Annotated in this window: 17 protein-coding genes; 7 read left to right on the top strand and 10 right to left on the bottom strand. The window is 64.0% G+C overall.

Features of this window, described 5'->3' with window-relative positions:
- Window positions 1-14 precede the first annotated feature (14 nt).
- Together GGD65_RS00990 and GGD65_RS00985 are read right to left on the bottom strand one after the other, a co-directional pair.
- Window positions 15-1,235 carry an LL-diaminopimelate aminotransferase gene (locus GGD65_RS00990; protein WP_018323057.1) on the bottom strand — a complete coding sequence of 407 codons (1,221 nt, stop codon included), beginning with the start codon at window positions 1,233-1,235 and terminating at the stop codon, window positions 15-17.
- 216 nt (window positions 1,236-1,451) lie between these two features.
- Window positions 1,452-1,727 (bottom strand): hypothetical protein, encoded by a 276-nt coding sequence (locus GGD65_RS00985; RefSeq protein WP_049815128.1) that lies wholly within the window; start codon window positions 1,725-1,727, stop codon window positions 1,452-1,454.
- Window positions 1,728-1,980: 253 nt separating this feature from the next.
- Between GGD65_RS00985 and GGD65_RS00980 the strand changes: the two genes are divergently transcribed.
- Both GGD65_RS00980 and GGD65_RS00975 read left to right on the top strand, forming a co-directional pair.
- On the top strand, window positions 1,981-3,789 hold the full coding sequence (locus tag GGD65_RS00980; protein ID WP_179730565.1) for an alpha/beta hydrolase: 1,809 nt from the start codon (window positions 1,981-1,983) through the stop codon (window positions 3,787-3,789).
- A gap of 67 nt (window positions 3,790-3,856) precedes the next feature.
- On the top strand, window positions 3,857-4,255 hold the full coding sequence (locus GGD65_RS00975) for an MAPEG family protein (RefSeq protein ID WP_018323054.1): 399 nt from the start codon (window positions 3,857-3,859) through the stop codon (window positions 4,253-4,255).
- A gap of 130 nt (window positions 4,256-4,385) precedes the next feature.
- Here GGD65_RS00975 and argC read toward each other — a convergent pair whose 3' ends face one another.
- From argC to GGD65_RS00960, 3 genes are all read right to left on the bottom strand, one after another.
- Window positions 4,386-5,366 carry an N-acetyl-gamma-glutamyl-phosphate reductase gene (gene argC, locus GGD65_RS00970; RefSeq protein ID WP_183234176.1) on the bottom strand — a complete coding sequence of 327 codons (981 nt, stop codon included), beginning with the start codon at window positions 5,364-5,366 and terminating at the stop codon, window positions 4,386-4,388.
- On the bottom strand, window positions 5,363-6,028 hold the full coding sequence (locus GGD65_RS00965; protein ID WP_018323052.1) for an FMN-binding negative transcriptional regulator: 666 nt from the start codon (window positions 6,026-6,028) through the stop codon (window positions 5,363-5,365). The genes argC and GGD65_RS00965 overlap by 4 nt, the downstream gene beginning before the upstream one ends.
- A gap of 225 nt (window positions 6,029-6,253) precedes the next feature.
- Window positions 6,254-6,784: a DedA family protein gene (locus GGD65_RS00960; RefSeq protein WP_018323051.1), complete on the bottom strand. Its 531-nt coding sequence runs from the start codon at window positions 6,782-6,784 to the stop codon at window positions 6,254-6,256.
- A gap of 273 nt (window positions 6,785-7,057) precedes the next feature.
- On the opposite strand from GGD65_RS00960, the gene parE reads away from it, so the two are divergent.
- The 4 genes from parE (at window position 7,058) to GGD65_RS00940 (ending at window position 11,612) form a co-directional block, all read left to right on the top strand.
- Window positions 7,058-9,103 carry a DNA topoisomerase IV subunit B gene (parE, locus tag GGD65_RS00955; protein ID WP_018323050.1) on the top strand — a complete coding sequence of 682 codons (2,046 nt, stop codon included), beginning with the start codon at window positions 7,058-7,060 and terminating at the stop codon, window positions 9,101-9,103.
- Window positions 9,104-9,531: 428 nt separating this feature from the next.
- The gene (locus GGD65_RS00950; RefSeq protein ID WP_018323049.1) at window positions 9,532-10,314 is read left to right on the top strand and encodes an outer membrane protein; all 783 of its coding nucleotides are present in this window, start codon (window positions 9,532-9,534) and stop codon (window positions 10,312-10,314) included.
- Between the two features lie 320 nt (window positions 10,315-10,634).
- The gene (locus GGD65_RS00945; protein ID WP_179730569.1) at window positions 10,635-10,820 is read left to right on the top strand and encodes a hypothetical protein; all 186 of its coding nucleotides are present in this window, start codon (window positions 10,635-10,637) and stop codon (window positions 10,818-10,820) included.
- Between the two features lie 21 nt (window positions 10,821-10,841).
- Window positions 10,842-11,612, top strand: coding sequence for an SDR family NAD(P)-dependent oxidoreductase (locus GGD65_RS00940; protein WP_183234175.1), 771 nt, complete (start codon window positions 10,842-10,844; stop codon window positions 11,610-11,612).
- Between the two features lie 115 nt (window positions 11,613-11,727).
- On the opposite strand, the gene GGD65_RS00935 is transcribed toward GGD65_RS00940, so the two are convergent.
- The 5 genes from GGD65_RS00935 to GGD65_RS00915 form a co-directional block, all read right to left on the bottom strand.
- Complete coding sequence (locus tag GGD65_RS00935; RefSeq protein ID WP_183234174.1) at window positions 11,728-12,492, bottom strand: outer membrane protein; 765 nt, start codon at window positions 12,490-12,492, stop codon at window positions 11,728-11,730.
- Between the two features lie 180 nt (window positions 12,493-12,672).
- Entirely contained in the window at window positions 12,673-13,920 is a 1,248-nt protein-coding gene (locus GGD65_RS00930; protein ID WP_183234173.1) for an FAD-dependent oxidoreductase, read from the bottom strand.
- 232 nt (window positions 13,921-14,152) lie between these two features.
- Window positions 14,153-14,578, bottom strand: a complete 426-nt coding sequence (locus GGD65_RS00925) for a hypothetical protein (protein ID WP_183234172.1) — start codon at window positions 14,576-14,578, stop codon at window positions 14,153-14,155.
- Window positions 14,579-14,719: 141 nt separating this feature from the next.
- Window positions 14,720-14,938, bottom strand: coding sequence for a hypothetical protein (locus tag GGD65_RS00920; protein ID WP_018323043.1), 219 nt, complete (start codon window positions 14,936-14,938; stop codon window positions 14,720-14,722).
- Window positions 14,939-15,164: 226 nt separating this feature from the next.
- On the bottom strand, window positions 15,165-16,673 hold the full coding sequence (locus GGD65_RS00915; RefSeq protein ID WP_183234171.1) for a caspase family protein: 1,509 nt from the start codon (window positions 16,671-16,673) through the stop codon (window positions 15,165-15,167).
- A gap of 207 nt (window positions 16,674-16,880) precedes the next feature.
- On the opposite strand from GGD65_RS00915, the gene GGD65_RS00910 reads away from it, so the two are divergent.
- A complete protein-coding gene (locus GGD65_RS00910; protein WP_183234170.1) occupies window positions 16,881-17,843 on the top strand; it encodes a helix-turn-helix domain-containing protein in 963 nt (320 codons plus the stop codon).
- The last annotated feature ends 108 nt before the right edge of the window (window positions 17,844-17,951 follow it).

Raw genomic sequence — 17,951 nt, 5'->3', positions numbered from 1 at the left:
CTGCCGAAGAGAACTTAACGCCGATTGGCGAGCGGAACGACGTTGTGCAACGTTTCGATGCCGCTTTCAAGGAAGCGTCGCACGCCGCGCGCGGCCTGCCTGATCCGTTGCTCGTTTTCCACCATGGCGATGCGGACATATCCTTCACCATGCTCGCCGAAGCCGACGCCGGGCGAGACCGCGACGCCGGATTTCTCCACCATCAGGGTCGCGAATTGCATGCTGCCGACGCTGCGGAAGGCTTCCGGCAGCGGCACCCAGGCGAACATCGAGGCCTCCGGCGGCGGGATCTCCCAGCCGGCGCGGCCGAACGATTCCACCAGCGCATCGCGGCGCTTGCGGTAGGTGTCGCGCATCTCCTTGATGCAATCGTCCGGGCCGTTCAGTGCGGCAGTCGCCGCGACCTGCACCGGCGTGAAGGCGCCGTAATCGAGGTAGGATTTGACGCGGGCGAGCGCTGCGATCACGCGCTCATTGCCGACCGCAAAGCCCATGCGCCAGCCGGCCATCGAATAGGTCTTCGACATCGAGGTGAACTCGACCGTGACGTCCATCGCGCCCGGCACCTGGAGCACCGAGGGCGGCGGATTGTTCTCGTCGAAATAGACCTCGGCATAGGCGAGATCGGACAGGATGAGGATCTCGTGCTTCTTCGCGAACGCGACGAGGTCCTTGTAGAAGTCGAGGCTCGCCACATAGGCGGTCGGATTCGAGGGATAGCAGACGACGAGCGCCAGCGGCTTGGGGATCGAATGCACGATCGCCCGCTCCACCGCCTCGAAGAACTGCGGCGTCGGCTCCGACGGCACCGAGCGGATTACGCCGCCTGCCATCAAAAAGCCGAAGGCGTGAATCGGGTAGCTCGGGTTCGGACAGAGGATGACGTCGCCGGGCGCGGTGATCGCCTGCGCCACGTTGGCAAAGCCTTCCTTCGAGCCCAGCGTCGCGACGATCTGGGTGTCGGGGTTGAGCTTCACGCCGAAGCGGCGGGCGTAGTAGCCGGCCTGGGCCCGGCGCAGTCCGGGGATGCCGCGAGACGCCGAGTAGCGATCGGTGCGCGGCTTGCCCAGCGTCTCCTTCAGCTTTTCCAGCACATGCGAGGGGGCCGGCAGATCCGGATTGCCCATGCCGAGGTCGATGATATCGGCGCCGGCATTCCGCGCGGCCGCCTTGGCCCGATTGACCTGCTCGAACACATAAGGCGGAAGGCGGCGGATGCGGTAAAATTCTTCCATGGCTCTCTGGGCTCCGGGGCAACCGGTCAGGACAGAATCGACAGGCCTGGACGGCGCATCGGAAACGCGTCCATTTCCGTCGTGAAAACTACTCAAAATCAAATGCTTAGAGCAATCATCGACGACGAAGACTGAAGTCGTTCGCCCTGACTCTCGGCTGAACCGTGGTCTTTTAGCACGGCAAGGCGGGGGCGCCAGCGATTACCTTGGAGCGGCTCATTTCGCATCCTTGCCGGCGACGGCCTGACGATCGCGCGCGGCGGCGAGCTCAGCCTCGATCTTGGCACGTTGCTCCGGCGGAATGACCGCTTGATCGCGATCCGGCGGCAGGTCGTGCACCGGCAGATAGGTGCCGGGCTCCCGGGGATGCGCTTGCGCGTCCGTGGGCGTCATATCCGCGAGCTGGCTCGAGCAGCCGCCGACGGCAAGCGCCGCGATCAGCAGCGCGCCGCGGATCGGCAGCGTCTTTTGCAGGTCCCACAACGCCAACACTTGGGAAATCCCCTACTCGTCCCAAAGCACGGCCCCGGGCAACCTTACCCAAGACCGTGCCCAAGCTCAAACCATTGCTGCCCAAATGGTGAGAGCGAGAAAACAGCCAATGCCCATCAAGCCGAGCGGTGCGGCCCGAATGTGACGGAACCAAGAAGATTTGTCGCAGTGCAACACATCTTCGAGAGTGTTTAACGTCAAACATGCGAGCTTCGCGGTGACGAATACGGAATGAATCGTTACTGTTCTGCTCATGAGTATGGCCACGACCGATACGCCCAAACCCGAGACGAAGTTCGATGCGGAAGCCTTCGCGATGAATGTCGCGCGGGCGATGGAGAGCGGCGGCAAGGCGCTGGCCGCTTACCTCAAGCCGCGCGAGAGCGGCGAGGTGCAGGATCGCCCGCCGCCCGAGCTCACCGAGGTCGTCAAGACCTTCACCTCGGTTGCCGAATACTGGCTCTCGGATACGTCCCGCTCTTCCGATCTGCAGACCAAGCTCGCCAAGGACTATCTCGACCTCTGGGGCTCGGCGGTGCGCCGCATGGCCGGCCAGGACGCGCCGCCCGCGATCGCGCCCTCGCCGCGCGACAAGCGCTTTGCCGACCCGGAATGGAAATCGAACCAGTTCTTCGATTTCGTGATGCAGCTCTATCTGCTCACGACCAAATGGGCGCAGGAGCTGGTGCGCGATGCCGAGGGGCTCGATCCGCAGACCCGCCGCAAGGCGGAGTTCTACGTCCAGCAGGTCCTCAACGCGATCTCGCCGTCCAACTTCGTGCTGACCAACCCCGAGGTGCTGCGCGAGACCGTGACCAGCAGCGGCGAGAACCTCGCCCGCGGCCTGAAGATGCTGGCCGAGGACATCGCAGCCGGCAAGGGCATGCTGAAGATCCGCCAGTCCAATCCGGACAACCTCGTCGTCGGCGTCAACATGGCGACGACGCCGGGCAAGGTGATCTACCAGAACGAGATGATGCAGCTGATCCAGTATTCGCCGACCACGGAGACGGTGCTGCGCACCCCGCTCCTGATCGTGCCGCCCTGGATCAACAAGTTCTACATCCTCGATCTCAAGCCGGAGAAATCCTACATCAAGTGGTGCGTCGACCAGGGCATCACCGTGTTCGTGATCTCATGGGTCAATCCCGACAAGCGGCTCGGCAACAAGAGCTGGGAAGACTACATGAAGGAAGGTCCGCTCACGGCGATGGACGTGATCGAGAGGGTCACGGGCGAGATGAAGGTGCATACCGCCGGCTATTGCGTCGGCGGCACCATGCTCGCGACCACGCTGGCCTGGCTCGCCGAGAAGCGCCGCCAGCGCGTGTCGTCCGCGACGTTCTTCGCGGCCCAGGTCGATTTCACCCATGCCGGCGACCTCCTGGTGTTCGTCGACGAGGAGCAGATCACGGCGCTCGAGCAGGACATGAGGGCGGCCGGCGTGCTCGAAGGCTCGAAGATGGCGATGGCCTTCAACATGCTGCGCTCCAACGATCTGATCTGGTCCTACGTCGTCAGCAACTATCTGAAGGGGCAGCAGCCGAGCGCGTTCGACCTTTTGCACTGGAATTCGGACGCGACGCGGATGACCGCGTCGAACCATTCCTATTACTTGCGCAATTGCTATCTGGAGAACCGCCTCTCCACCGGCACGATGGTGCTCGACAACACGCTGCTCGACCTCTCCAAGGTCAAGGTGCCCGTCTACAACCTCGCCACCCGCGAGGACCACATCGCACCTGCTGAATCGGTGCTGTATGGCTCGCAGTTCTTCGGCGGCCCGGTGAAATACGTGCTGTCGGGCTCGGGCCACATCGCCGGCGTCGTCAATCCGCCCGCCTCGAACAAGTACCAGTACTGGACCAACGACAACATCAAGGACGTCAACGTCGCGCAATGGATGAAGGAAGCCGTCGAGCACAAGGGCTCGTGGTGGCCGGACTGGCGCCAATGGCTGGGCGAGCTCGATCCGGAGCAAGTCCCGGCGCGCAGCGTCGGCAGCGACGCCCTGCCCCCGATCGAGGACGCGCCCGGCAGCTATGTCAGGGTTCGCGCATAGCGGACTCTGCCGCGCTCTTGTATAGACTCGCTCTCAAGGCAGCAGCGACGACAGAGGGGACCGGACTATGACGCGCGAATTGTTCTGGCTGACACTGACGGTGATCCTGACCGGCATCCTCTGGATTCCCTACACCATCAACCGGTGCCAGGTCCGCGGTCTCAGTGGCGCGCTGGCCAATCCCTCGCGCGGCGACAAGCCGCAGGCGGAATGGGCGAACCGCCTGATGTTCGCGCACGACAATGCGGTCGAGAACCTCGTGCTCTTTGCGCCGCTGGTGCTGATCCTCAACGCGATCGACTATTCGACAAAATGGACCGTGCTCGCCTGCGCCGTCTATTTCTGGTCCCGCGTCGCGCATCTCATCGTCTACGCGATCGGCATCCCGGTGTTCCGCACGCTGGCCTTCACCGTCGGCTTCCTCGCCCAGGCCGTGCTGGTGCTGGCGATCTTCAAGGTGGTTTGATTTCGTGTCCCGGACGCGCGAAGCGCGAGCCGGGACCCAGATGGCCGCAAACGAAGCAGAAAACATGGGCCCCCGGCTCAGCAGCGCACCGCCAAGTGGCGCTGCGCTGCGTCCGGGGCACGAGACTGCCCTACTCCTCCGGCAATCCCAGCATCAGCCGCATGTTCTGCACGGCTGCGCCCGAGGCGCCCTTGCCGAGATTGTCGAGCCGGGCGACCAGCACGGCCTGGTGATATTTGTCGCTGGCGAAGACGTAGAGCTCGAGCATGTTGGTCTCGTTGAGCGCCTCCGGCTCGATCCGGCCGCCCTTTGAGGCCTCGTTCTGCAGCGGCATCACCGAAACGTATTTCGAGCCGGCATAACGCTTGGCGAGCGCGGCCTGGAGCGCCGCACCATCCGGCTTGCCGGGCAGCGTGTCGAGTTGCAGCGGCACCGAGACCAGCATGCCCTGCCGATAGTTGCCGACCGAGGGAATGAAGATCGGCCGCCGCGTCAGGTTCGAATAGAGCTGCATCTCCGGCAAATGCTTGTGCTCGAAGCCAAGGCCGTAGAGCTCGAAGGACGGTGCGCTGCCGTCCTCGAAGCTCGCGATCATCGACTTGCCGCCGCCGGAATAGCCGCTCACCGCGTTGACGGTGACGGGATAATCGGGCGGCAACAGGCCGGCATCGACGATGGGCCGCAGCAGCGCGATCGCGCCGGTCGGATAGCATCCGGGATTGGAGACCTTCTTCGCCGCCTTGATCTTGCCGGCCTGGTCCGGCGTCAGCTCGGGAAAACCGTAGGCCCAGTCGGGCGCGACCCGGTACGCGGTCGAGGCGTCCAGCACCTTCGGGCCCGCAGCGCCCATGCTGTCGACGAGCGCGACCGTCTCCTTGGCGGCATCGTCGGGCAGGCAGAGGATGACGAGGTCCACCTCCTCCATCAGCGCCTTCTTGGCCGCGGGGTCCTTGCGCTTGTCGTCGGCGATCGTCTTCACGACGACGTCGTTCTGGAGCTTCAGCCGCTCGTTGATGCCGAGCCCGGTGGTGCCGGAGCCGCCATCGACGAAGACGGTCGCGGGCTTGGTGGCAGCGCCCTTCGGGGCCTGTTTGGTGTCAGCGAGGCTCATGATGCGCTCCCTTCGAGCATGTTCGTGTCGTCTGCAAAAACCTGCGGCCTTGCCTGCCGCATCAAATCTGAGATCTGCTTGGCGTCGGCATCGCCGGCGCTGAGCGCATTGGCGATCGCCGCATAGTCGGCGTCCGATTTGTGCTGGTTGAGCTTGAAGCTGCCTTCGACCTCCTCAACCGTCATCACCAGACCCACGATCGCCTTCTTCATCGTCTCGAGCCGTCCGGCCGTCATCTTGTCCGATGTCCACGGCTTCTTCGGCAGCAGCCAGTTCTCGAACTTGTCGCTGAGCGTGGCGATCTGCACCGCCAGCTCGTCGTCAGACAACATCCGCACCGGCCCGCTCAGATGCACCGACTGGTAGAGCCAGGTCGGCACCTGGTCCGGCGAGACGTACCAGTCCGGCGATACATAGGCATCGGGGCCATTGACCGCGAGCAGCCAGGACGCTGCGCCGTCCGCAAGCTTTAGCAGCGGATTGTGACGGGCGACATGAAAGGCGGCCTGCGGCGTGCCGTCGGCGGCATAGGTCAAATAGAACGGCAGCGGGGAAGCGACCGGTTTCTTGCCGTCAAAGGCGCACATAGTGCCGAAGCCGCGCTCTTCGGCGAACTTCAGGCTTGCGGCGCGGTCCTGCTTGAAAAAGGGTGGCGTGTACATCGTGGTCTCCTGCTGGGCCTCCTTGGGGGGCCGCCGGATCAGATCGCGCTGACAGGAGAGAGAGTGCCGCGGATCGGATCCAGCGGCAAAGACGATGATCTCAAACGCGATCGACCGCCCAAACCGCTAAAGAGCGGCGGCGGCGACGGGCGAACAGGATGGTCGCGGCGTTGATCATGGCGCGCGGCTATAAGGCCAGATCGGGTTTCCGTCAAGGTTTCGGCGTCAGATGACCCGCCAGATCCATTCCATGATCTTGGCGAGCACGTCGCCGAACATCAGGAGCACGGCCGACCAGATCAGGGCCGAGACGAAATTGGCGGCCTGGAAGCTCCAATAGGGCATCTCGAAGATGCCGGCCGCGAGCGGCACCGAGGCGCGCAAGGGCCCGAAGAAGCGGCCGATGAAGATGCTGGGGATGCCCCAGCTGCGCACGAAAGCCTCGCCCCTGGGCAGGAGTTCCGGATAGCGAGAGAGCGGCCACATCTGGGCGACCTTCTCCTTGTAGCGGTAGCCGAACCAGTAGGAAACCCAGTCGCCGAGCGCGGCGCCGAGGCCGCCGGCGATCCAGACCGGATAGAAGCTGATCCCGCTCGCCCCGATCAGCGCACCGATCGCGACCAGCGCGCCCCAGGCCGGGACCAGCAGCGAGATGAAGGCGAGCGATTCCCCGAAGGCGAGCACGAACACGATCGGGGCCGCCCAGGCCTGGTGAGCGCGCACGAATTCGGCCAGGGCGTGCGCATACTGCTCCATCAAAAAAAGCCTTCCCGCCCCGTCTCAAGGTGCTGCTCGATGAAAAAGACTGGTAAGCCAAGGGCTTGTGTGACATCAAGTCACAAAACTCGCCTCGCCGCGGACCGGCCGGTCAAATTGCCGGGAATTGCAGGGGCTGCGGCGTAAAATCGCCGGGATTGGCTCCCAACGACACCGCCGGGTCCGCCCCGCGGTAACCTTTCCAAGTCAGAAGTGGCATAGTCGGCCTAACCGATTCGCCGCTTATGCGGCCCTCAAAGCGTATCAAGATATATGTCCAAGCAGTTGAAACCCAAAGCAAAAGACGATTTTTTCGGCGGCGACGAGCCGAAACCCCGGGCGCCTGCCAAGGCGGCTTCGCGCGGAACCGGCGGGGAAGCCGACTACACCGCAGCCGACATCGAGGTGCTCGAAGGCCTGGAACCGGTGCGGCGCCGGCCCGGCATGTATATCGGCGGCACCGACGAGAAGGCGCTGCATCATCTGTTCGCCGAGGTGATCGACAACTCGATGGACGAGGCGCTGGCGGGACATGCGACCTTCATCGGCGTCGAGCTCTCCGCGGATGGTTTCCTCACCGTCACCGACAACGGCCGCGGCATCCCGATCGATCCGCATCCAAAATTCCCGAAGAAGTCGGCGCTCGAAGTCATCATGTGCACGCTGCATTCGGGCGGCAAATTCGACTCCAAGGTCTACGAGACCTCCGGCGGCTTGCACGGCGTCGGCATCTCCGTGGTGAACGCCCTCTCCTCGTTGCTCGAGGTCGAGGTCGCGCGCAGCCAGAAGCTCTACCGCATGACGTTCGAGCGCGGACACCCCAAGGGCAAGCTCGAGGATCTCGGCAAGATCAACAACCGCCGCGGCACGCGCGTCCGCTTCAAGCCCGATACCGACATCTTCGGCGCCAAGGCTGCGTTCAAGCCGCAGCGCCTGTTCAAGATGACGCGCTCGAAGGCGTATCTGTTCGGCGGCGTCGAGATCCGCTGGAATTGCGCGCCCGAGCTGCTCAAGGGCGTCGAGGACGTCCCGGCGGAGGCGACGTTCCACTTCCCCGGCGGCCTCAAGGATTATCTGGCGGCAGCAATTCACGCCGACACGCTGGTCCACCCGGATATCTTCTCCGGCAAATCCGGCCGCAATGGCGCGCATGGCGCCTGCGAATGGGCGGTGGCCTGGACCGCAGATGCCGACGGCTTCCTCTCTTCCTATACCAACACCGTCCCGACACCCGACGGCGGCACGCACGAATCCGGCCTGCGTAGCGCGCTGCTGCGCGGCCTGAAGGATCATGCCGAGCGCGTCGGCCAGGGCAAGCGCGCCTCGTCAATAACGTCGGAAGACGTGATGGTCGGTGCCGCCGTGATGCTCTCGGTGTTCGTGCGCGAGCCCGAATTCCAGGGCCAGACCAAGGATCGTCTCGCCACCGCGGAGGCGCAGCGCATCGTCGAGCAGGCGATGAAGGATCCGTTCGATCACTGGCTGTCGGGCAATCCGAACATGGCCAACCGGCTGCTCGATTTCGTGATCGACCGCGCCGAAGAGCGGCTGCGGCGGCGGCAGGAGAAAGAGACCGCGCGGAAAACCGCCGGCAAGAAGCTGCGCCTGCCCGGCAAGCTCGCCGACTGCACCGACGCCGGCACCGAAGGCTCCGAACTCTTCATCGTCGAAGGCGACTCGGCCGGCGGCAGCGCCAAGCAGGCGCGCGACCGCAAGACCCAGGCCGTGCTGCCACTGCGCGGCAAGATCCTCAACGTCGCATCGGCCGGCAAGGACAAGCTGACGGCCAACGCCCAGCTCTCCGACCTCGTGCAGGCGATCGGTTGCGGCCAGCTCCTGCAATACCGCGAAGAGGATCTGCGCTATCAGCGCATCATCATCATGACCGACGCCGACGTCGACGGCGCGCACATCGCCTCGCTGCTGATCACCTTCTTCTATCGGCAGATGCCGCGGCTGATCGACGAAGGGCACCTCTTCCTCGCGGTGCCGCCGCTCTACAAGCTCACGCACGGCACCAAGTCGGTCTACGCGCGCGACGACAAGCACAAGGAAGAGCTGATCAAGAGCGCGTTCAACGCCAACGCCAAGGTCGAGGTGAACCGTTTCAAAGGCCTCGGCGAGATGATGCCGGCGCAGCTCAAGGAGACCACCATGGATCCGAGCAAGCGCACGCTGCTCAAGGTGGTGCTGCTCGCCGACGATCGCGACACCACGGCGGATTCGGTGGAACGGCTGATGGGCACCAAGGCCGAGGCGCGCTTCGCGTTCATCTCGGACAAGGCCGAGTTTGCCAGCGAAGAGCTGCTGGACGTTTGAGTCCTTCGGCGCTGCAGCGCTTCATCGAGAGCCCCGGCGAAAAGCCGGGGCTCTTTTGCTTTGCGGGGCGATGACGTCGCTGCGGTCCCTACGGCTTTGAGCGATTCCCGGCATCGTCGTTGCGACTCGGCCAACGACTCACGGCGCTCAGGCGGAGGCACGACTGCCTCCATTTCGGACAAGGCGGGATTTGCTAACGAAACCTTACCCGAGGTTGAATTCCAAAAATCTCAGTAAGGCTTTGAATTTATGTGGTTATTCCAGATCTCGACAACCGCGACCGAAATGCCCGCGTATCGGCGTTTTCCGGCGACTGTGCCTGCCCGGCAACAGCATTCCGGCGGGAAACGTCTATAGTCCGGACATCAGATGACACGAACTTCAGTGCGCTCGCGCTGCTACACAGACCAAGGTTGGGGATTTTTATCATGAAGAAGGTTTTGCTCGCTCTGACCGCGGTTGCCGCGATGACCGGTTCGGCCTCGGCGGCCGATCTCGGTGCCCGTCCCTACGTGAAGGCCCCGATGCCGGCGCCCGTCGCCAACTGGACCGGTTTCTACGTCTTCGGCGGCGGCGGCGGCGGCCTCTCCAATGCCGACCAGCACGTCCAGACCACCGTTGGTGCGGTTCCGCTGACGATCGATCAGCGTCAGGGCGGCTCCGGTTGGTTCGGCACCGTCGGCGCCGGTTACGACTGGCAGTTCAGCGGCACCTGGGTCGCCGGTGTGTTTGCTGACGGCCAGTTCGGCAGCATCCGCGCCACCATCCAGGATCCGATCGTCGGCATCACCGGCAACCAGAAGCTGGAAACCTCCTGGGCCGCGGGCGTGCGCCTCGGCTGGCTGGTCGCCCCGAACGTTCTCTCCTACGTCAACGGCGGTTACTCGGGCGCCCACTTCGGCCAGACCAACTTCACCACGCTGGGCGGCACCCCGGCCGGCATCCACCTCAACAGCTACAACCGCAACGGCTGGTTCGTCGGCGGCGGTGTCGAGAACAGCCTGAACATCTTCGGCGTCTCTTCGCCCGGCTGGTTCATGAAGACCGAGTATCGTTCGGCCTTCTACAACGCCAAGACCTCGAACGAGCTCTTCGACGGTACCAACGCGCTGGTCGGCCGCGACATCCGCGCCAACAGCTGGAACCAGACGATCTCGACCTCGCTGGTCTACCGCTTCAACTGGACCGGTCCGGTCGTCGCGAAGTACTGATCCGAACGCAAGTTCAGACGTCAAAGCCCCGGCATCGCCGGGGCTTTTTCGTTATGGACCCGTCAACGGCAAGCGCTAATCCTCACGCGGTGCATGCTTCGACGTGTCCGCGCTTCCCGCCGCCCCCACCCAGCATCTCCGATCGCTCCTGCTTCGCCCCGTCCGCGCGAGACCAGGACTTCTCCCCGCGCGACGGCTTGTGGCTGGCGCCGCCATTGTATCCGGACCGAAGCTACGGCTAGTGTGGGCCCAAGCTTTCGCGGCAGCGGTGATCTCTTCATCGTCGCAACGCGACGGAAACGGACCGACGGGAGGAATGCATGCGCAGATTTCTGCTTGTAGCAGGCCTGTTTGCCCTCGCCGTCGGGCTGCTCTGGATTGGACAGGGCACGGGTACGGTTCCGTGGCCGCGATCGAGCTTCATGGTCGACCAGCTGCATTGGGCCGGCTATGGCGCCGCCATGGCCGGCTTCGGGCTGGTGCTGATCTGGCAGAGCAATCAATAAAAGAAACCAGGGAATACAAGCATGACATCCAGCCGGTTCGAGCTCCGCGGCAAGGTCGCGGTCGTAACAGGAGGTAATGGCGGCATCGGGCTCGGCATGGCGCGCGGCCTTGCCGATGCCGGCGCCGACATCGCCGTGGTCGGCCGCAACGAAGCGAAGTCCAAAGCAGCGGTCGAAGATCTCAGGCAGCGCGGCGTCAAGGCGATCGCAGTTGCGACCGATGTCACCGAAAGGGCCGCGATCGAAGCCATGATCGCGCGCGTGGTGAAGGATCTCGGCCGCATCGACATCCTCGTCAACAATGCCGGCATGAGCATCCGCAAGCCGCCGCACGAGCTCGAGCTCGACGAGTGGAACAAGGTGATCGACACCAACCTCACCAGCGCCTTCCTGTGCTCGAAGCTCGCTTATCCGGCCTTGAAGGCGTCAGGAAACGGCAAGGTGATCAACATCGGCTCGATGATGTCGATCTTCGGTGCGAGCTTCGCCACCGCCTACGCGGCAAGCAAGGGCGGCATCGTGCAGTACACGCGTGCCTGCGCCAATGCCTGGGCGCCCGACAACATCCAGGTCAATGCGATCCTGCCGGGCTGGATCGATACCGACCTCACCCGCGGCGCGCGGCAGCAGGTATCGGGATTGCACGAGCGGGTGCTGGCGCGCACGCCTGCGGGGCGCTGGGGCGACATCGACGATTTCGCCGGCATCGCCGTGTTCCTGGCCTCGCCCGCATCGAACTTCGTCACGGGCACCGCGATCCCCGTCGATGGCGGCTTCTCGGTGATGGCCTGAGGCCACACCTTCCGGCCATTCAGCAACGCAAAAAAGAAGCCCCGGACAAGTCCGGGGCTTTTGAATTTATGCAGTGCTTTTTTTGATCGTTGGTCGCGTTGCGTCGTCGACGTGCTCAGTAACGGGCAATGACCGGTGCGTCGAACTTGTAGCTCGCGCGCACGACGGCCCATTGGATGTCGCGCGGCTTGGCGTCGAAGGTGTAATTCCCCGAGGTGCCGCCGAGCTGATAGGTCTGGCTGCCGAAGGCCGCGTAATTATATTCGAGGCCGACGATCCAGTTGCGGGTGACGCCGTATTCCCAGCCCGCGCCGACAGTCCAGCCGTTGGCCCAGTGGGTCTGTCCGCCCGAGCCCGACACACCGACGGTGTCGCTGACCGACAGACGGTTGTTCGCGCCGGCATAGCCGCCCTTGACGTAGAAGAGGTTGTTCTGCACGGCGAAGCCGGCGCGGCCGACCACGGTCGCGAGCACGTTGGTGCGCCAGGAGAACACGTCGTCGCCCGCACCGAACGCGGTGTTCGTGAACGAGCCCTTGTTGTCGAGGCCGGAGATCGTGCCTTCCATGCCGAACACGTAGTTGTTGGCCTGCCAGTTGTAGCCGATCTGGGCGCCGCCGATGATGCCCGCGCTGCGCTGACGATAGCCTTCGCCCGGGACGAGATCGCCGAACGGCGCACCGATCCCATTGTTGATGAACTGCTGGTTGGTCCAGGCGCCGCCGATGTGGCCGCCGACATAGAAGCCGGTCCAGTTGAACAGCGGCTCGACATAAGCGGGCGCCTTCGCGTAGCGCGCGCCGAGATCGGCGGCAGAGGCCACGCCCGTCGAAACCAGAGCGGTCGTGCAGGCGAAGGCGGCAATCAATTTGTTACGCATGGTACAACCCCGTGTCCTTTGATGGACGCACGGTCACAGACGGGTGTTACTAAAATTCGAATCAACAGAGTTAACGTGGCGGATGGGCACGCGCAGGTCCGTGAATCCGTTGGCGCTGTTGCACGCCCGCAACGCCACATGCGCGATTTAACGCGAAATTATCCCTGTTGAACTCCTGCGCTACGATGCCGGCGTGGTCTTCGAATGCACGTGCTCGGGCCGCACGCCGAGCGCGAGCAGACGCGCGGGAATGCCCTGCAGCCATGGCAGCGCGGTGATGAGGCGCACGATCAGCGGCACCTTGAGCGGCCGGTCACTGCCTTGCAAGGCGCCGCTGATGATGTTGTTCTGCACGATCACCTGCATGCGCTGCGTCATCTTCACCGGGAACTCGCGGCGACGGCGCACGGCATCGAGCTCATCCTCGGACGGGCAGCCGTGCTGCATCTTGTCCGCCAGCAGATTGGCGGTTGCGACTGCATCCTGCACGGCGAGATTGACACCGACTCCGCCGACCGGAGACATCGCATGCGCGGCATCGCCAATGCAAAGCAGACCCGGCCGCGTCCAGCGCGCCATGCGGTTGATCGCGACGGTCAGCAGCTTGACGTCGTCGAAGCTCTTCACGTCGGCGATGCCGGAGCGAAGGATCGGCGCCATGCGCACGACGTCGTCGAGCAGCGCCTGCAGTCCCCTCGCCTTCACCGCCTCATGCTGTCCCTTGGCGATGACATAGGCGCACTGCCAATAGTCGCCGCGGTCGAAAGTGATCATCATCTTGCCGGGCTCGACGCGCGCGAACACGCTTTCCGTCTCGTCGGCCTTGCGGCCGGCGCGGAACCACAGCACGTCCATCGGCGCGCCGATTTCCTCGACGACGAGGCCGGCGCGCTCGCGCACCGTCGAATGCCGGCCGTCGCAGGCGATGGTGAGATCGGCTTCGATGTCGATGATGCCGTCGGGCGTTTTCGCCCGCACGCCGGCGATCGTCTCGCCGCGGCGGATCAGATCGACCGCCTCAGTGCTCATCATCACCTCGAGCGAGGCAAAGCGCCGGCCGGCCTCGCGCAGGAAATTCAGAAAGTCCCATTGCGGCATGAAGGCGATGAAGGGGTATTTGGTGTGGAGCCGGCTGAGATCGGCGATGCGCACCGGTGTGCCGCCGAACAGGCCGTCCATCTTCTGTAGGCGCTGATGCGGCAGCTTCAGGAAGCCGTCGATCAGACCCAGCTCGTCCATCACCTGAAGCGTCGAGGGATGCACGGTGTCGCCGCGGAAATCGCGGAAGAAATCGGCATGCTTCTCCAGCACCGCGACCTCGATGCCGGCGCGCCCCAGGAGATAGCCGAGCATCATGCCAGCCGGCCCGCCTCCGACGATGCAGCAACGGACTTTTTTCGTGCGGTTCGGTTGTTGGTCGGATGTCATTGCAGCCACGATCCGCGATGCGAGTCTCGATCAAGATATGGCGGGCAATGTAACGCCGATTCCGGTCGAATGACGCTTGAATTTGGCTGTGCGATCTCCAACGCCGGCCGCTCAGATCGCACCAATCCTTGCGATCCGGGAATAAGCGGCCCCCTACTGTTATCAGCAGATAAGACCCTAAAGGGCATCAAAGGCCCGCACTGCGCGGGCCCTTTCATGGACGGAAGCCAAACTATTTCTGATCCTCATTGCTGGTCCCGGTGCCGGGACTGCCGATCGGCAACCCGTTCGGTGCATGACCGACACCTGCGTTCCGTCCAGCTTGCGCTGCCGCTGGCGATGTGCCGTTTGCAGTCGGGGACTGAACGTTCGGATTGTTCAGGCCGGTGTTGGTGTTGACGTTGGCCCCGGTGGTGGTGCCATGAACCCCCATTCCCGAAGGAGCCGACGGCCCCGAATTGGCGCTGCTGGATGAGGTACCCATTCCGGCACCTGAGCTGGCCGCAGATCCCGCGCTGCCGGTCCCTGTACCGGCCGCGGCACTGCCACCGCCAGCAGCACCACCGCCGCCTCCGCCAGCACCGCCGCCACCCTGAGCAAAAGCGGTCGTCGAAAGCGCAGCGCATGCGAAAGCTACGAGGATGGACTTGCGGATCATGGATTGTCTCCCTGGTTTGGTGGACAATCCAACGACCCAATGAGTTGTTCCCTCGCCTGGGTGAACACGGGTCCGCCGTCCTTGGGGAACGCCCACAATCCCGCCGTGTATTGGTCCCCTTGGGGGCCTAGACGTGCCAAGTCACCCCCCAATCTCCTTGAGCAAGGCACGGCGTTTGTCGTGAAGTTCGCGGAGATATTGCTTATTCGAACGCTGCGTCTCCTGCCACTCGATGCGATCTTCAGCGGTCCAAAGGAAGGACTCGCGTTCGAAGCGAGCTATCTCGGCCTCATCAAATTCCTTATAAAGCTTGATATCACGCTCCACCTCTTCCAGCTGTTCCTGGATCGTTTTTGGCATCAGCCGTTCCCCCGGCCTAGCCTCCAGCCTGATCCAGTCTTCGGCTCAAATTACGGGGTTAGCAACAGAGGTTTGCTCGGTTCGGTGAGCTCACGCATTGATAAAGGCTATTGCGTAAGATTTTCTGTATTGTTGCCGGATCCGAGCCTCGCTGCGAGAAATCCGCTCCCTCGGGTCACCACCCTGCTTTGACGGCTGCGCTCCGGCCAGCGAACGCCGTCAATCACTACTGCCGGTTCGCACTCCGAAAGCTCTTGATCTCCGAGACGCTGCCGTCGCGATAAGTCAGCTCCACCGAGACGGACTGCGTGGCGGGGGCAAGCTTCATGTAGAGCGGCATGCCGGCGGTAATCGCACTGGGGTCGCGCATGTCGCAAGCAGGCATCTTCAGCACCTGGTTGGGCACGGCAGTGTCGATGCCGATGCGCACCTCGCGGATGGCGCAGCGGTAAGACACAAGGTGCGTGTAGTAGACCAGCAGCCCGTTGAACTCGCGGAATGACAGCCAGCTCGTCGACGTCATGTCGAGGATCTTGCGCTGGTCGCGGATCAGCGCGGCCTCGGGATCGAACCGGATCGGGAACGGTCCCTGCATGTCGCCGGATTGATCGACATAGCGGACCTCGATGGTGCCGGCCGCAGCATCCGGCGGCAACTCGATCGACGGGTTCGGCATCCGCTTGCGCGTGCGCGGATCGAGCGTATCGATGAAGCCGGTCTCGCGGAAATCGCCCTTGCCGGCCATGCGCCAGGAAATGCCGAGCGTCGGGTCGGCGAACGAGAACACCACGCTCCAGCCGCCATTGTGCCGCGAGAAGCTCGCGATCGGCGCGTTGAGGGTCTCCTCCTTCGGCAGTTGCGGCACTGACACCGGCGGCAGCGCCGCGAGCTTCTGCGGCGGCGGATCAGCCGGCCGCGCGACGGCGTCCTTCGCCATGCCGCTGAGGAAGACGTCGTCGACCATCTGGTCGAAATAGACCGGCACCTGCCTGTGCTTGACGGTATCGGCCATCTCGCTGACGGCACGGCGGGTGCGCTGCGCCACCTGCACGAGGTTCTCGCCGGGCTGCAGCAACTCCTTGGCGAAGGTGCGCGTGAACACCGAATTGGGATTGGCGTCGTCGTTGGAGAGGCGGTCGAGCGCGGTCTGGCGGGGACCTGCCGAAAACACCGAGAACACGCCTTCAGGCAGCTGCACCATCGGAGCAAGCCCGCCGCCACCGGCCACCGCGCGGGTGCCCTTGCGCTCGAACGGGTTGTTGCGGCAGGCATCGAACACCAGGATCGAGGTCCGCGCCTTCTTGTTTTGGAGCCGCTCGACGATTCGGTCGGCCAGGATCGAGGCGTCACGCACCAGCTCTTCCTGCCCTTCGGTCGCCGCCGGCACGTCCGTCGGCAGCAGGTAGTTCTGGCCCGCGATCTCGAAGCCATGGCCGGCGTAGAAGAAGAACGCGGTATCACCCGGCTCGATCGCCTTGTCGAAGGCGAGCAGGGTCTCGGAGAATTGCTGCCGGCTCTGGTTCTCTGCGACCATCACCGAGAAGCCGAGCTGCTTCAGCGTATCGCCCATGGTGCGGGCGTCGTTGACCGCCTTGAGCAGCTTCGGCACGTTCCTGTAGTCGTTATTACCAATGACGAGCGCGACACGCTTCTCGGCATAGGCGGGAGCTACAAAGCCGCTCAGGCTCGCCGTCAGGCCAAGGGCCGCCAGAATTCCGAAAAGCCGACGCGTCATCGCAAAATTCCCGTTGCAGAACGGCGCTAGGCCGCTTCCCTCGAACAGCAGTTCATTGGACCCCCTGCCGCTGTGTGATAGTCGGCCCAGACGTAACGAGGGTTCAAGGGCCCGGGCCCCGGTTCCACGATCTGCCTATGGCAGATTGCGCTGGAATCTGCTTTTTCTTTGGCATCAGGCAAACGCGCTCGAAGCGAGGGGGCTGCCGTGTATCGCTGGTGTACCGACGAAGTGGAGCCGCAGGATCGCTTCGATTATTGGCGCGAGGTGCGCTCCAAGGGATTGTTCGGCGTCACCGCCGAACTCGAGCGCGAACGGCGCGCGGACTTTTTCGGCGAATTCTCGCTGCGCCAGCTTGGCGGCGCCGGCCTCGTCGAGCTGAAGGCCTCGCAATATACGGTCGAGCGCAGCAGCTCCGACATCGCCTACGCACCCGGCGACAGCATCTGCGTCTACCAGCAACTCGGCAGCGGCGGCTGGTTCGGCGGCATGCGCGGAAACGACTTCGCGATCGCCCCGGGCAGTTTCGCCACCAGTCATACCGACCTGCCTTACCGAACGGCGCCGCTGGGCGCCGGGGGCTTCCATTTGCGGATCCTGAAGATTCCGGTCAGCGGCATCCCGGCGCAGGACAAACGCATGCGCGAGCTTGCGCCCCGGACATTCAGCGATCCCACCCTGGCGCCCCTGCTCGGTGCCTGCTTTGCCGAGCTCGGCGAAGCCTCCGCGGATCAGGGCGCCAGCGATGCGACCTCCCTCGTTCAGGCTTTGGCCCATCTGGCGCTGATCGAGCGCGGCATCGTCAGGCCCGGCAGCCGGCGCGGACAGGCCGCGCTGCGGACGGCCCGTCTCTCGCGGGCCCGGCGCCTGATCGCGGGCCACCTGCAAAACCCGGATCTGGCGCCGACGATGGTGGCCGACGAGCTCGGCGTGTCGGTGCGCCACCTGCACATGCTGTTCGAGACCGCGGCGAAGAGCTTCTCGCAGACCGTGACGGACGAGCGCCTGAAACAGAGCCGCCGCCTGATGCGTGAGGCACCGGAGCGGCTGATCGCCGACATCGCGACCTCCTGCGGCTTCGAGAGCCTGGCGACCTACTACCGGGTCTTCAATGCCGCCTATGGCATGGCCCCGGGTGACTTCCGGGCGCAGGGCTCGGATAGGGGTTAGCCGTCGTTTTGGCGGCTCCGGCCGGAGCGCGGGGCTGGGCGGAAAAACCCCAGTTGCACCCGCTATTTGGTAAAAACCTCAGGTTTTTTAGGACCTTCCCGCGCCCGC

Origin of the sequence: Bradyrhizobium sp. CIR18 (assembly GCF_014198295.1) — a bacterium.
GTDB lineage: Bacteria > Pseudomonadota > Alphaproteobacteria > Rhizobiales > Xanthobacteraceae > Bradyrhizobium.
This window is presented reverse-complemented; position numbering and strand designations above follow the sequence as displayed.

What these genes read in the sequence shown, in the direction of transcription:
- argC (WP_183234176.1), bottom strand. Translation starts at nt 5,366, where the DNA reads ATGAGCCTCGCTGACACCAAACAGGCCCCGAAGGGCGCTGCCACCAAG.
- GGD65_RS00940 (WP_183234175.1), top strand. Translation starts at nt 10,842, where the DNA reads ATGACATCCAGCCGGTTCGAGCTCCGCGGCAAGGTCGCGGTCGTAACA.
- GGD65_RS00935 (WP_183234174.1), bottom strand. Translation starts at nt 12,492, where the DNA reads ATGCGTAACAAATTGATTGCCGCCTTCGCCTGCACGACCGCTCTGGTT.
- GGD65_RS00915 (WP_183234171.1), bottom strand. Translation starts at nt 16,673, where the DNA reads ATGACGCGTCGGCTTTTCGGAATTCTGGCGGCCCTTGGCCTGACGGCG.
- GGD65_RS00975 (WP_018323054.1), top strand. Translation starts at nt 3,857, where the DNA reads ATGACGCGCGAATTGTTCTGGCTGACACTGACGGTGATCCTGACCGGC.
- GGD65_RS00925 (WP_183234172.1), bottom strand. Translation starts at nt 14,578, where the DNA reads ATGATCCGCAAGTCCATCCTCGTAGCTTTCGCATGCGCTGCGCTTTCG.
- GGD65_RS00945 (WP_179730569.1), top strand. Translation starts at nt 10,635, where the DNA reads ATGCGCAGATTTCTGCTTGTAGCAGGCCTGTTTGCCCTCGCCGTCGGG.
- GGD65_RS00920 (WP_018323043.1), bottom strand. Translation starts at nt 14,938, where the DNA reads ATGCCAAAAACGATCCAGGAACAGCTGGAAGAGGTGGAGCGTGATATC.
- GGD65_RS00980 (WP_179730565.1), top strand. Translation starts at nt 1,981, where the DNA reads ATGAGTATGGCCACGACCGATACGCCCAAACCCGAGACGAAGTTCGAT.
- GGD65_RS00960 (WP_018323051.1), bottom strand. Translation starts at nt 6,784, where the DNA reads ATGGAGCAGTATGCGCACGCCCTGGCCGAATTCGTGCGCGCTCACCAG.
- GGD65_RS00990 (WP_018323057.1), bottom strand. Translation starts at nt 1,235, where the DNA reads ATGGAAGAATTTTACCGCATCCGCCGCCTTCCGCCTTATGTGTTCGAG.
- GGD65_RS00950 (WP_018323049.1), top strand. Translation starts at nt 9,532, where the DNA reads ATGAAGAAGGTTTTGCTCGCTCTGACCGCGGTTGCCGCGATGACCGGT.
- parE (WP_018323050.1), top strand. Translation starts at nt 7,058, where the DNA reads ATGTCCAAGCAGTTGAAACCCAAAGCAAAAGACGATTTTTTCGGCGGC.
- GGD65_RS00930 (WP_183234173.1), bottom strand. Translation starts at nt 13,920, where the DNA reads ATGACATCCGACCAACAACCGAACCGCACGAAAAAAGTCCGTTGCTGC.
- GGD65_RS00965 (WP_018323052.1), bottom strand. Translation starts at nt 6,028, where the DNA reads ATGTACACGCCACCCTTTTTCAAGCAGGACCGCGCCGCAAGCCTGAAG.